The sequence below is a fragment of the Chryseobacterium sp. DT-167 genome, assembly GCF_058310155.1.
The window spans coordinates 157,576-169,984 of the sequence record NZ_JBZEEQ010000001.1 but is presented as its reverse complement, the minus strand read 5'-3'; the positions used below and the strand labels follow the sequence as shown (position 1 = coordinate 169,984).

At 33.2% G+C, this 12,409-nt stretch carries 14 protein-coding genes; 2 read left to right on the top strand and 12 right to left on the bottom strand.

The window, feature by feature from the left end; genetic code table 11:
- The 6 genes from AC4FQ5_RS00780 to AC4FQ5_RS00755 all read right to left on the bottom strand — a co-directional run bounded on the left by AC4FQ5_RS00780 (position 1) and on the right by AC4FQ5_RS00755 (position 3,418).
- Complete coding sequence (locus AC4FQ5_RS00780; protein ID WP_491140594.1) at positions 1 to 231, bottom strand: hypothetical protein; 231 nt, start codon at positions 229 to 231, stop codon at positions 1 to 3.
- Positions 232 to 235: 4 nt separating this feature from the next.
- Positions 236 to 1,549 (bottom strand): serine hydrolase domain-containing protein, encoded by a 1,314-nt coding sequence (locus AC4FQ5_RS00775; protein WP_491140593.1) that lies wholly within the window; start codon positions 1,547 to 1,549, stop codon positions 236 to 238.
- Between the two features lie 78 nt (positions 1,550 to 1,627).
- Positions 1,628 to 1,933 carry a hypothetical protein gene (locus tag AC4FQ5_RS00770; protein ID WP_491140592.1) on the bottom strand — a complete coding sequence of 102 codons (306 nt, stop codon included), beginning with the start codon at positions 1,931 to 1,933 and terminating at the stop codon, positions 1,628 to 1,630.
- Positions 1,933 to 2,172, bottom strand: coding sequence for a hypothetical protein (locus tag AC4FQ5_RS00765; protein ID WP_491140591.1), 240 nt, complete (start codon positions 2,170 to 2,172; stop codon positions 1,933 to 1,935). Before AC4FQ5_RS00765 ends, AC4FQ5_RS00770 begins: the two co-directional genes overlap by 1 nt.
- A gap of 44 nt (positions 2,173 to 2,216) precedes the next feature.
- On the bottom strand, positions 2,217 to 3,011 hold the full coding sequence (locus tag AC4FQ5_RS00760) for a thymidylate synthase (RefSeq protein ID WP_491140590.1): 795 nt from the start codon (positions 3,009 to 3,011) through the stop codon (positions 2,217 to 2,219).
- 2 nt (positions 3,012 to 3,013) lie between these two features.
- Positions 3,014 to 3,418, bottom strand: a complete 405-nt coding sequence (locus tag AC4FQ5_RS00755; protein WP_491140589.1) for a helix-turn-helix domain-containing protein — start codon at positions 3,416 to 3,418, stop codon at positions 3,014 to 3,016.
- A 965-nt stretch (positions 3,419 to 4,383) separates the two neighbouring features.
- On the opposite strand from AC4FQ5_RS00755, the gene AC4FQ5_RS00750 reads away from it, so the two are divergent.
- Together AC4FQ5_RS00750 and AC4FQ5_RS00745 are read left to right on the top strand one after the other, a co-directional pair.
- Positions 4,384 to 4,662, top strand: a complete 279-nt coding sequence (locus AC4FQ5_RS00750) for a hypothetical protein (RefSeq protein ID WP_491140588.1) — start codon at positions 4,384 to 4,386, stop codon at positions 4,660 to 4,662.
- Positions 4,663 to 4,686: 24 nt separating this feature from the next.
- Positions 4,687 to 5,472, top strand: coding sequence for a GLPGLI family protein (locus AC4FQ5_RS00745; protein ID WP_491140587.1), 786 nt, complete (start codon positions 4,687 to 4,689; stop codon positions 5,470 to 5,472).
- 121 nt (positions 5,473 to 5,593) lie between these two features.
- Here AC4FQ5_RS00745 and AC4FQ5_RS00740 read toward each other — a convergent pair whose 3' ends face one another.
- The 6 genes from AC4FQ5_RS00740 to bglX form a co-directional block, all read right to left on the bottom strand.
- Positions 5,594 to 6,343, bottom strand: coding sequence for an SDR family NAD(P)-dependent oxidoreductase (locus AC4FQ5_RS00740; RefSeq protein WP_491140586.1), 750 nt, complete (start codon positions 6,341 to 6,343; stop codon positions 5,594 to 5,596).
- 98 nt (positions 6,344 to 6,441) lie between these two features.
- Positions 6,442 to 7,092: a hypothetical protein gene (locus tag AC4FQ5_RS00735; protein WP_491140585.1), complete on the bottom strand. Its 651-nt coding sequence runs from the start codon at positions 7,090 to 7,092 to the stop codon at positions 6,442 to 6,444.
- Positions 7,093 to 7,095: 3 nt separating this feature from the next.
- Positions 7,096 to 7,536 (bottom strand): hypothetical protein, encoded by a 441-nt coding sequence (locus AC4FQ5_RS00730; RefSeq protein WP_491140584.1) that lies wholly within the window; start codon positions 7,534 to 7,536, stop codon positions 7,096 to 7,098.
- Positions 7,537 to 7,639: 103 nt separating this feature from the next.
- Entirely contained in the window at positions 7,640 to 8,233 is a 594-nt protein-coding gene (locus AC4FQ5_RS00725; protein ID WP_491140583.1) for a transposase, read from the bottom strand.
- 132 nt (positions 8,234 to 8,365) lie between these two features.
- Positions 8,366 to 9,712 carry an alpha-amylase family glycosyl hydrolase gene (locus tag AC4FQ5_RS00720; protein WP_491140582.1) on the bottom strand — a complete coding sequence of 449 codons (1,347 nt, stop codon included), beginning with the start codon at positions 9,710 to 9,712 and terminating at the stop codon, positions 8,366 to 8,368.
- A 268-nt stretch (positions 9,713 to 9,980) separates the two neighbouring features.
- Positions 9,981 to 12,308 carry a beta-glucosidase BglX gene (gene bglX, locus AC4FQ5_RS00715; protein ID WP_491140581.1) on the bottom strand — a complete coding sequence of 776 codons (2,328 nt, stop codon included), beginning with the start codon at positions 12,306 to 12,308 and terminating at the stop codon, positions 9,981 to 9,983.
- Positions 12,309 to 12,409 lie beyond the last annotated feature (101 nt).

Genomic DNA, 12,409 nt, shown 5'->3' with positions numbered 1-12,409 from the left:
TTATTTTTTTGTATTATTTTTTGTAATTATTTCGAAAATATCATTAACCAAAGTTTCGTAATCGCCTTTTTTGAGCTGTTCTTTGGTTTTGGCAAAAGCTTTTTTCAGTTCGCTTTCAGGATTTTCTTCATCAATGATTTCAACAGAATTCACACCTTTCAGTTGAAGGATTGCATTTTGAAGCAATTCCAGATCGGCTTTTTCTTCAGTATTTATTTTTAAATATTTCATAAGATTATTCTTTTGTGAAAACAGTTTCTACATCAGATTGAATGATGGTAAACTGTTTTTTGGAAGGTTCAAAGTTAACAACAATTCCTGCTGTATCAAATTTAAAGCTATTTTTCGAGGTCGATTCCAGTGGAAATGCACTTTGTTCCGTTGCCTGAGCCATCAATGTTTTATCCTTAATGAAAATATTAAATTTAACAGGGATTTCCGGATTAGAATATATACCTACAAACTGTTGTAATTCGGATTCAGGAAGTGATTTTAAATTTGGTATACTAAAATCTTTTCCTGTAGCTACCTTTAACATATTAATCGCGATTTCATTGTTGTCATAATCTGATTGATTGGTCACTGATGCCACCGCAACTTTTAAATCAGGAAAATAATAAAGAAAAGATCTGAATTCATCGATTCCACCGTTATGTCCGAAACCTGAGTGTTCGTTGAAAGGAATTTTTACCAGACCATATCCGTAATTATCTGAGAAATTTTTCATTTGCTTCAGACTTTCTTTTGTGATCAGTTTTCCGTTTTCCAAACCTAAAATAAATTTAAGGAGTTCTGTCGGAGTTGAAATGATATTTCCTGCACCGATCGGAATACTCATATCGGTTTCGGGAGATAAATTGTATTTTCCGTCTTCATAATTATAAGATTTTGCCTGCTTTTTACCGGAATCTATTTTGCCTCCAGCTTCCGTTAAAGCCAGTTTTAAAGGTCTTGCAATTTTATCTTTAATTAATTCAGCGTAAGATTTTTTGTAAATTTTTTCTAAAATAAAACTTAAAAGAATGTAATTTGAATTGCTGTACTCGAATTTAATTCCGGGATTGAAATCGCTTTTATAATTTTTAATGATATTAATTAAATCTTTCTCAGTCTTGGTTTGAGTATAATATTGCATATATTCTTCTTCATCCGTGAGATTATGAATTCCGCTTCTGTGCTGTAAAAGATTTTCAATTGTAATCTTATCAGCATTTACAATTTCAGGGAAAAACTGAGATAATTTTGTAGTTAAAGTCAGCTTTTTTTCTTCCACGGCTTTCATCACCAAAACCGCCGTAAAAGTCTTTGAAATCGAACCAATACGGTATTGCGTATTCATATTGGCTTTCTGCTTGTTTTCTACGTCCGAAAATCCTACAACTTTTATAAAAGAAGTCTGACTGTTATCTGCAAAGGCAAAGCTTCCCATGATTTTGTGATGAACATTCAGAGAATCAAGATAATTACTTAACTTTTCTCTCGTATTATTTTGAGAAAATGCAACCGCTGAAATACTAACAGCAACTAAAAAATAAAGCTTCTTAATCATACCAGATTTTTTATAGATGAGTTGTAAAAAGTGAGGATTAGTTACAAAAAAAGTGAAGTTTTTAGGCTTCACTTTATATTATTTATTTAATAATTTCTGAATATTTTCAGGATTACCTTTTGAAGGAAGAAATAATAAAATTTCTACACATTCCTTTTTTACTTCAAAATATACCTTTACCTGTTTCTTTCCCAACAATGTAAATCTTAATTGATTATCTGAATCTATAGTTTGATATGAAATTAATTGATCATTAAATGACTCAATTAATTTTTCTAAGTCTTTATTGAATAACTTAAGTTCCTTTTGAGTCCAACGTTCATTCAAAAAATCTATGATTTCTTTAAGGCTTTCAATCGCAGTATTTGAAAATATAATTTTCATTACTTTTTAAAAATGGAATCCATCAATTCTTCCGAATATTCTACATATTCTCCGTTTTTGAATTCATTACGACTTTTTTCAATTAGTTTTTTAAATTCATCAGAATTCTCAATCTCTTCCCACGAATAGGTTTTGTCATCTTCTGATATTTCAATACTTTTAATATCTTTTATTTGTGACAATAATTTTTTGATAAAAGGAACATCTGCATATTCGTTTAAACTGATTTTAATTTCCATAATTTCTGAATTTAAATCAAAGTTAATGAATTTATTACTTAAAATTAAACTGCTACCGGAGCTTTAATTCCCGGATGAGGATCGTAGTTTTCTAAGGTAAAATCTTCAAAATTGAAGCTGAAAATATCTTTTATTTCGGGATTAAGCTTCATTGTAGGAAGCTGTTTTGGCTCTCTTGAAAGCTGTCTTTCTACCTGCTCAAAATGATTGTTATAAATATGAACATCGCCAAAACTATGTACATAATCTCCCACTTCAAGATCACAAACCTGAGCAACCATCATCAATAACAATGCATAACTCGCAATATTAAACGGAACACCCAAAAAAACATCTGCACTTCGCTGATACAACTGCAACGATAATTTTCCGTCTGCTACGTAAAACTGAAACAATGCATGACAAGGCGCCAAAGCCATATTCGGAATTTCTGCAACATTCCAGGCAGAAACAATTAATCTTCTTGAATCAGGATTTTTTTTGATCTGATCGATCACCTCAGAAATCTGGTCAACCACTTTATTATCGGCTCCGCTCCAGCTTCTCCATTGCGCTCCGTAGACAGGACCCAGATCACCGTTTTCATCTGCCCATTCATCCCAAATGCTTACTCCGTTATCATTCAGGTATTTTACGTTGGTATCGCCTTTCAAAAACCAAAGCAATTCGTAAATAATTGATTTTAAATGCACTTTTTTAGTTGTCACCAGAGGAAAACCTTCTGAAAGGTCATACCTCAACTGATACCCGAAAATACTTCTCGTTCCGGTTCCTGTGCGGTCGGTTTTATCTGTTCCGTTATTTTTTATATGTGCTAAAAGGTCTAAGTAATTTTGCATAATTATTTTTTTAATGCATTTTTCAAGGTGTCGTTTTCCTGCTTTAAAAATTCGATCATCATATCTTTTTGATTGAGAAGTTCAGAGTATAAACTTTTTACTTCTGTTAAGGTTTCTTTATTTTCATTATATACATTTTCTACATAACCGTTTCCACTACCATTAGATGCGTAATCTCCGTTTATATTGAAAATGTTTCCTTTCTCTATTTCTAAAAGCTCTAATATTTCTTCGGCTTTTATACCCAACGTTTCCGGTAAAAGTTTCAGTTTATCTATTTCGAGATTTCTCTTTCCCGCTTCTACCCTGCCATAAGTAGTTACATCCATGCCCAACATATCTGCGACCTCTTGTTTAGAAAGTTTTCTTGAAGTACGAGTGGTAAATAGTTTATCTGAAAGCTTCATTGCAATTTTTAATACAAATATAGTTTTTTTAGTTTCTTTAAGAAATTTCTATTCGGAAATGTTATTGAAAAGTAATGTTTATCAATTCCTTTTTTTGAATAATAATTCAAAACTTACTCTTAATTTGTCATTCAGGAGGAGCCTAAATTTTTACATTAAATGCTCTGTTGAGATTCCTCCGGAATGACAAACAACCGTTAAGAACTAAGTTCTTACTAATTACGGACTTCCATTTCGTTGATTACCCTTTTTTAAATACGAAAACAAAATTTACTCATAATTTGTCATTCGGAGGAATCTAAATTTTTACATTAAATGCTCTATTGAGATTCCTCCGGAATGACAAACAACCGTTAAAAACTAAGTTCTTATTAATTACCGACATTCATTTTGTTGATTACCCTTTTTTGAATAAAACACAAAATTTACTCACAATTTATCATTCAGGAGGAATCTAAAATTTTACATTAAATTTTCTATTGAGATTCCTCCGGAATGACAAACAAACCGTTAAAAACTAACTTATTACTAATTACCGACATTCATTTTGTTGATTACCCTTTTTTAAATACGAAAACAAAATTTACTCACAATTTGTCATTCCGGAGGAATCTAAACGTTTACATTAAATTTTCTATTGAGATTTCTTCGGAATGACAAACAAACCGTTAAAAACTAACTTATTACTAATTACCGACATTCATTTTGTTGATTACCCTTTTTTCAATACGAAAACAAAATTTACTCACAATTTGTCATTCCGGAGGAATCTAAATTTTTACATTAAATACTCTGTTGAGATTCCTCCGGAATGACAAACCATAAGATTATTAATATGATAATTATTAAAAATAATTAAAATTTAACTTATTTATTCAGTTTTGAATGAAATTTATTCAGAACTGATTTTTATCTTAATCTCTAACTGTATATATTTGCATTACTAACAAATTAAAATTTACACAATGAAAAAATTAGTTATTTTAGCAGCTTTAGGAGTTGCAGGATTGATGAGTGCAAAAAACTCGGAAATTAAAGAAACAAAAGAAAATGTTTCAAAAGTTGAAAGTAAAGCTGATTCTAAAACGCAAGTTTTTTATCATCCAATTACGCTCACTTCTTCGTGTGGTTATGTAGAAATTGTAGAAGTTACTCCAGAAGATGATCCATTCTGTTTTCTAGTAGATGCAGCACAAATGGAAGAAGAATGTGCAGCACCATTTTATAACCCAATTTTAGCATAATATTGAGTATCCTAAAAAAATAGTATGCACAAATATTTTTTAATTCTCTTAATATTTTCTTTTGTCACTTTTTTTTCCCAAGAAAAGGATGGTAAAATAATTTCCGAACTTCAAATTAAGTATGAATATTCTTTCGTTCGGGACACTACAGATTTAGATCAAAGTCATCGGGTAAGAGAACTGATGTTATTAGATTTGAATTCTAATACATCACTATTTTATAGCCAGCAATATATGGCTGCACGTAATGTTTTTATACAAGCAGCAATTGATGCCCAAAACAACAGACAAACAAATATAAATACTGGGGATCTACCCAAATATAATATAGGTTATTATGTATTTAGGCAAAATTCAAAAGTTTTTGTTACGGCAAATATAGATCGTGATTCTTTTACGTTTGAGAACAGTTATTTAAAATGGAATACGAATTATAATGACGTCAAAACTATTCTTGGATATGTATGTAACAAAGCTACTACAGTTTTTAATAAAAGACTTTATACTGCTTGGTATACCAAAGATATTCCAATATCTGAAGGACCATATAGATTCAAAGGATTGACAGGTCTTATCTTAGAACTTAATGATGAAAACAATTTTCATTCGTTTAAAGCTATAGGAATTGAAAAAAAGCAGATCGAGATAGCACCTTTACAAACAGGAATTCCTGTAACTAGAGAACAATATCTTAAAAAGAAAGAAGAATTTAAAAGTAACCCTTACCCTCAAAGAAAAAGTCTCACAAAAGAAAGACGAGATCAGATGATTGAAGCTTTTAGAAAAGATAATAATTCAATTGAGAGATAAATTAAAACACCTGTGATTACAGGTGTTTTATTTTGCAAATTACATTTGGCTAAAACTTTTCATTTAAAAACGAAAAAACGGGCTAAAGCCCGTTTTCTATTGAAATAAATTTATTATAAATTTAAACTGCAGTATAACCACCATCAACAAGATAATAACCTCCCGTCATAAAGGATGCTTTGTCAGAGCTTAAAAACAAGACCAACTCGGCAACTTCCTGTGCTGTTCCAAGTCTTCCCATCGGATGTTTTGCAATCAGAGCTTCTTTCATATCTCCACTTATGCTTTCCAGCAAAGGAGTTTCGATGTAAGCCGGACCAACAGAGTTGCAACGGATATTTTTTTGTCCGTATTCTGCTCCGATATTTTTAGTAAGACCAACAACAGCATGTTTTGCCGCTGTGTAAGCTGATGAAAGAGGTGCTGCAACCGTTCCGTGGATTGAAGCAATGTTGACAATTACTCCGCCTCCGTTTTTTTCCATTTGTTCCAATTGATATTTGCAACCGTAGAAAACACCGTCTAAATTTATGCTTAAAACTTTTCTCCAGCTATCAAGTCCGTATTCTCCGGTCAGTTTCTGCTCACCTCCGATTCCGGCATTGTTACAAGCTATATCTAATCTTCCGTAGATTTCAACAGTCGATTTGATCAAAGCTTCCACTTCTTCAGCTTTTGAGGTATCTGCTTTTACGAAAGAAGCTTCACCACCCTCAGATTTTATTTTTTCAACAGCCTGATTTCCGTGTTCTTCGTTAATATCTGATACGATTACTTTTGCGCCCTCTTTTGCGTAAGATTGAGCAATTGCCAATCCGATTCCTGAACCTGCTCCTGTAACAAGAGCCACTTTATTGTTTAAAATTCCCATATTGATAAGATTTTTTGTCCATTTTAATTATATAATAAATTTACGACAATCAATTTTAGATTCAATATGAAGCAATGATAAATTTTTCTTAAATTTTATTACCAAACCAGTCTTAATGACACATCCTTCGTATTTCCTTTTATAGATTTCAACTTTCCGAATTTTTCTTTGTCAAAAATTTTGTCATTCCAATACTCTACATTCACCGCTCCGAACTTTATGAGTTTTTTATATTTACCCGAATCAATATTATCTTTCAAACCAAATTCTACTGAGGCATTCCCTACCAATTTCAATTTCCCAAGTCTGCTGTTATCAATCACATCTTTGTCCCAATAATCAATCTGGACATTCCCGATTTTCTTTACCTTACCAGATTTTTCAATATCAAAATTGTCGTAATATTCTATCGAAATGTTTCCGATGTTTTTAATTTTGCCAAATCTTCTATCACTCTTGTCTAAAATATCCCAATAATCAATTTTTAAGTTCCCAATTGTTTTTAATTTTCCAGATCTATACTCATCAAAATTTGATCTATCATAATAATCGACATCTCCGTCAGAATTGTCTGGATGAAAACCTGAAATTTCACCAACACTATTAAGTTGTACGATCAAATCCCCAATTGTGATATCTACAGATTGTAAATCATAGTTTTTTGCAGAAACATTTGCAATGATTTGCCCCTGAACCAAAGAATAAAGGACTAAAAATAAAACCGGAAAAAAATTTCTAAGATGTTTCATATTTTACCAAATTTTTTCAATAGTCTGACTTATTTTATTCATGATAAAAGTTTCAGATTCTTTTTTTCCGAACATTTCTTTTGCCAAAGGAGATTCGCTTGAGATCGTCATGATTTTCTGATTTTCAAAAGTGATTTCGCCAAGAGAAGCTGAAATATAAAATAAACCTTTGTCGGTTTTTACCAAAGCTCCGTTCTGAACCTTTGAGCAGGTTTCAGCACTCAATTTTTGAAGAAAACTCTGCTGATTCAAAGTCTCATTCAATTGTCTCTGCACGTTGTTGATTTCCTGCTGAAGCATTTCACGACCGGTTTCATACTTATCACCCATCGAGCTTTTGGTATCATTGCTTGAAGCACGTGTTTCGGCAATCAGATTTTCAAAAACCTGAACTTTGTGTGCTATTTTGTCTTTTAAAAGATTTAATATTTTTGTTTTGTTCATTTGATTTTTACTTCATCTTTTTTATTACTAATCTTTTAACCCTGCAACCTTGGAAACCCTTCCAACGTTTAAAACGCTGGAAGGGTTCACTTTATTTACTATCTTAAAATTCAGAATTTATAAAATCATAATTTTTATGACAATAAATAAAGTTTTCGGCACTGTCGAATAATTGAATAATTTCTTCTCTTTTTATTTTAGACGCAGAAGTAGAAAGTATAGACTTGTAAGAACTCCATTTATAGTTTTCAATACTGCTTGAAAAGCTGTGATGGATTGGATTATGATGAATATATAAAATTACTTGTCTTAAATAATCTTCATTAGTAATTCTTTTTCTTTCAAAAGGTTTTTCAAAAAGACTTCCGGTTCTAAAATACCTTTTATTAATTGCCTGCGCATAAGCATTAAACATATGGGCAAATTGTTTTGAAGCATTAACAGATATAGGCTTTTTTGTAGTTTTATAACTTAATTCATCACTTCTAATATCAGCAATTTCTTTAATACTAACCACTAAATGAAAATGGTTTTTGAGAAGGCAATAGCAATAAATATCTGCGACCGGGATTATATATTTTGCCAACAGTTTAAGAAAATATTCATAATTTTCTTCATCAAAAAAAATATTTCCGCTATTGTTTCCTCTGTTATAAATATGATAAAAGTAGCCCTCTTCAATACTATCTATCAACATAGCAATAATTTATAGTTGATCATTCAATTTAATTTACCCACCTTTAATCCTTTCACCCTGCCAGCGTTTAAAACGCTGGCAGGGTGAAAGGATTAAAGGATTAAAGGTTCTGTAAGACAAAAGTATTTAACTTCATTTCTCAAAAACAGTAAAGTCTGAAACTTTAAAATTAAAATCTTTGCTTTCAGTAAAATCTCGTTTGGTTTCATCAAAAACATTTTTAAAAATTCCATCTAAATTTTCATCCTGAATGGAAAAATTCACAGGTTCTTTTGAAAAATTTAACACCACTAAAACCTCATCTTTTCCGTTTTTTCTAATATATGCCAAAATTTTGTCATTGGCTGAAGTATTCAGAAGATAGGTTGCTACATTTGCATCTCCTCCTCTCAACGCCGGATTTGAAGATTTTAAATTTAATAAGGTTTTATAGAAATCTGCCATTTCATACTTTCCGTTCCATTCGATAACATCTTTTTCAAAAAATTCGAGTCTCTTCATATTTGGAAGTTCCTGACCGGAATATAAAAGCGGAATTCCGTTCCAGGTCGCAGAAAATACAGCCATTGGTTTAGTAATATCACCATATTTTTCAAATTCTGTTCCGTTCCACGAGTTTTCGTCATGATTGGTCGTAAACCATGCTCTCATAGAAGAATCTCCGATTGCAGAATATTTTTTGAGTAAATCTGTTAATTCAGTAATAGGTTCATTTTTCTTATAATAATCTGCAGATTTGTGCATCCATTTCCAGGAATAACTTGCATCAAAAATTTTTCCGTAATCAGGATTTTCAAGCTCATCAAATTCACCTATAAAAAAAAGTGGTTTCAATTTTTCAACTTCGGGTCTGGCTTCTTGCCAAAAATCTACCTCGACCCAAGATGCCAGATCACACCGGTAACCATCGATATTGGTTTCTTTCACCCAAAATTTCATGGCATCGATCATGGCTTTTCTCATTTCTTTGTTTTTATAATCCAATTCGATGATGTCATCCATTCCGGAAGCTTTATGGAAACTTCCGTCGGGATCTTTTAAATAAAATTCAGGATGAGTTTTTGTCCAGACATGATCCCAGCCTGTATGATTGGCAACCCAGTCTATAATTACCTTAAAACCTAAACGGTGCGCTTCGTTCACCATATGTTTAAAATCATCCATCGTACCAAATTCGGGATTGATCGATGTATAATCTGAAGCAGCGTACTGACTTCCCAAACTTCCTTTTTTATTAAGTTGGGCAATTGGAGTGATGGGCATAAACCACAAGGTTTTCACACCCATGTTTTTAAGGCGTGGCATTTCTTTTTCAAATGCTCTGAAGGTTCCTTCCTGAGTATACTGTCTTAGATTGACTTCATAAATATTAGTGGTGTGTTTCCATTCTGTAGGTAAATCCATATCTTTTCTGATGTTTTGGGTGGTACAGGACAGCAGTCCCAAACCGACTGTTGCGAGTAAAATTGCTTTCCTCATCTATTTTAATTTTAACAAAAATAACGAATTGCAAACTTATTAGTGAATTGTAAATGGTAAATTTAAATAGATAACTAACTTTTTCTTATGCAAACCATACGAAGTATAAAGTCTTCAAACCTAGCCCCGGTAGGAACGGTTACCCCACAGCAAGTGATGGGATTAAGCTTTGGAGTGAGGAGTATGAGTGGATAACGGGAAACAGCTTCAAAATAATCTGAATATGAAAATAAAAAAGCCACTCTTTCGAATGGCTTTGTATTGATCTCTATTTTGCCCAATTGATTTTTGAATGTTTTACATCCTCGGAATTGGTTCCGATCATAATGTCAAATTCTCCTGATTCCCAATCATATTTCAAATCTCCGTTGTAAAATTTCAGATTTTCAGGAGTAATGTCGAAAGTAATTTTTTTAGATTCTCCTTTTTTCAACATCACTTTTTGGAATCCTTTCAATTCTTTCACAGGTCTTGTAATGCTTCCCACCAAGTCTCTGATGTACAACTGAACCACCTCCGCTCCATCATAGTTTCCAGAGTTTGTTACTGTTACTGAAGCCTGAATCGCCTGATTTCCTTTCGGATTTGCGTTGGAAACCGTAATATCAGAATAATTGAATTTCGTGTAGCTCAACCCAAAACCAAACGGATACAATGGCGTATTACACTCATCCATATAGTTTGAACGGAATCTCTGATATTCACATTTATCCACCAGTTTTTGATCTAAAGGACGACCTGTATTTTTAGCATTATAATAAATCGGAACCTGCCCAAGACTTCTTGGGAAAGTCATTGGCAATTTTCCTGAAGGATTTACTTTTCCGAAAAGAACATCAGAAATTGCATTTCCTGCTTCTGAACCTGCAAACCAGACATTAAGAATGGCATTAGGAACATCTTTCATATTGGTCAAAGCTAAAGGACGACCCGTGAAAAGTACGACTGCGATTGGTTTTCCTGTTTTCTTTAATTCATTCAATAAATCAATCTGAGACTGAGGAATTGTAATTTCTGTTCTTGAAGAAGATTCACCACTCATTTCAGCAGATTCTCCGATTGCCAGAACAATAACATCAGCTTTATTGGCAATATCAACCGCTTCTTTTAATAAAGCTTCTTTTGAACGGCTGTCTCTATCAGTTTTCTTACCGTGAGCTGCATAAATATCTTCTAATTTCGCATCATAATCGATGTTGGCACCTTTCGCAGAAATAAATTTCACTTCTTTTCCGAAATTCGCCTGAAGACCCTGCATTAAATTAACCGCTTTATCATGTTGAGCAGCGACACTCCAGGTTCCTGCCATGTTTAGAGAGTTGTTTACCAACGGACCAATCACGGCAACCGTTCCCGATTTTTTTAGCGGAAGAATCTGGTTATCGTTTTTCATTAAAACCATTGACTGAGCTGCGGCATTTCTTGCAATATTTCGGTTTTCCATATTGTAAACCTCTTTTGCAGCTAACTTTGCGTCTCCATGTTTATACGGATTATCAAACAATCCTAAATCGTATTTTGCTTCAAGAATTCTTTTTGCAGCCATGTCGATTTCAGCCTGAGTCACCTTTCCTTCTGATAAAGACTTTTTAAGTGTTGTTAAAAATCCTTCACCGACCATATCCATATCGATTCCCGCTTTTAAAGCTAAAGCTGAAACCTGTTGAAGATCTCCCATTCCGTGGTCAACCATTTCGTTGATTCCTGTGTAATCAGTTACTACGAAACCTTTGAATTTCCACTGATTTCTCAATACTTCAGTTTGTAACCATCTGTTTCCGGTTGCAGGAACTCCGTCAACTTCGTTGAAAGAAGCCATTACAGAGGCTACCCCTGCATCTACAGCCGCTTTGTAAGGCGGAAAATATTCATTAAACATTCTCACATGACTCATGTCAACCGTATTATAATCTCTTCCTGCTTCACCTGCTCCGTACAATGCAAAATGCTTTACACAGGCTAAAATCGTATTACCAACAGAAAGATCTTTTCCCTGATAACCATACACCATGTTTTTGGCAATCTCACTTCCTAAATACGGATCTTCACCGGAACCCTCGGAAACCCTTCCCCATCTTGGTTCACGGGAAATATCTACCATTGGCGAGAACGTCCAGTTGATTCCGTCAGCAGCAGCTTCTTTTGCAGCCACTCTTGCCGATTGTTGAACTAAATTCATATCCCAGGAAGCCGCTAAACCTAATGGAATAGGAAAAGTGGTTTCATAACCGTGTATTACGTCCATCCCGAAAATCAAAGGGATTTTCAGACGGCTGTTTTCAACAGCAACTTTCTGAACGGCTCTGATTTTATCAGCCCCTTTTATATTGAACAGTCCACCGACTAAACCTTGCTCAACTTTTTTCCCGATGTCGGAACTTTTAGCCAAACCTGTAGTAAAATCACCTGAACTTGGTAAATTCAGCTGTCCGATTTTTTCATCTAAAGTCATTTTCGACAAAAGATTATCTACAAAGGCTTTCTTTTTAGCCTGATATTGAGCCGTCTGATAAGACTGAACGGGCTTCGTCACCATCTCCTGCGCCGAAAATACCGGAGCAAGTGCTAAAGTTGCAATTACAATTAACTTTTTCATAAATCTATCTTCTTAAATTATAGTTCTATTTATTTGATTGTCCATTTTTAATACCTAAAATTAATTTAAACGCAAAGTTCACAAAGATTTTTTGACTACTA

Bases quoted from the DNA above. Each gene is read 5' to 3' on its own strand.
- AC4FQ5_RS00750 (WP_491140588.1), top strand. From the start codon at position 4,384: ATGAAAAAATTAGTTATTTTAGCAGCTTTAGGAGTTGCAGGATTGATG.
- AC4FQ5_RS00770 (WP_491140592.1), bottom strand. From the start codon at position 1,933: ATGAAAATTATATTTTCAAATACTGCGATTGAAAGCCTTAAAGAAATC.
- AC4FQ5_RS00780 (WP_491140594.1), bottom strand. From the start codon at position 231: ATGAAATATTTAAAAATAAATACTGAAGAAAAAGCCGATCTGGAATTG.
- AC4FQ5_RS00765 (WP_491140591.1), bottom strand. From the start codon at position 2,172: ATGGAAATTAAAATCAGTTTAAACGAATATGCAGATGTTCCTTTTATC.
- AC4FQ5_RS00775 (WP_491140593.1), bottom strand. From the start codon at position 1,549: ATGATTAAGAAGCTTTATTTTTTAGTTGCTGTTAGTATTTCAGCGGTT.
- AC4FQ5_RS00740 (WP_491140586.1), bottom strand. From the start codon at position 6,343: ATGGGAATTTTAAACAATAAAGTGGCTCTTGTTACAGGAGCAGGTTCA.
- AC4FQ5_RS00720 (WP_491140582.1), bottom strand. From the start codon at position 9,712: ATGAGGAAAGCAATTTTACTCGCAACAGTCGGTTTGGGACTGCTGTCC.
- AC4FQ5_RS00725 (WP_491140583.1), bottom strand. From the start codon at position 8,233: ATGTTGATAGATAGTATTGAAGAGGGCTACTTTTATCATATTTATAAC.
- bglX (WP_491140581.1), bottom strand. From the start codon at position 12,308: ATGAAAAAGTTAATTGTAATTGCAACTTTAGCACTTGCTCCGGTATTT.
- AC4FQ5_RS00755 (WP_491140589.1), bottom strand. From the start codon at position 3,418: ATGAAGCTTTCAGATAAACTATTTACCACTCGTACTTCAAGAAAACTT.
- AC4FQ5_RS00730 (WP_491140584.1), bottom strand. From the start codon at position 7,536: ATGAACAAAACAAAAATATTAAATCTTTTAAAAGACAAAATAGCACAC.
- AC4FQ5_RS00735 (WP_491140585.1), bottom strand. From the start codon at position 7,092: ATGAAACATCTTAGAAATTTTTTTCCGGTTTTATTTTTAGTCCTTTAT.
- AC4FQ5_RS00760 (WP_491140590.1), bottom strand. From the start codon at position 3,011: ATGCAAAATTACTTAGACCTTTTAGCACATATAAAAAATAACGGAACA.
- AC4FQ5_RS00745 (WP_491140587.1), top strand. From the start codon at position 4,687: ATGCACAAATATTTTTTAATTCTCTTAATATTTTCTTTTGTCACTTTT.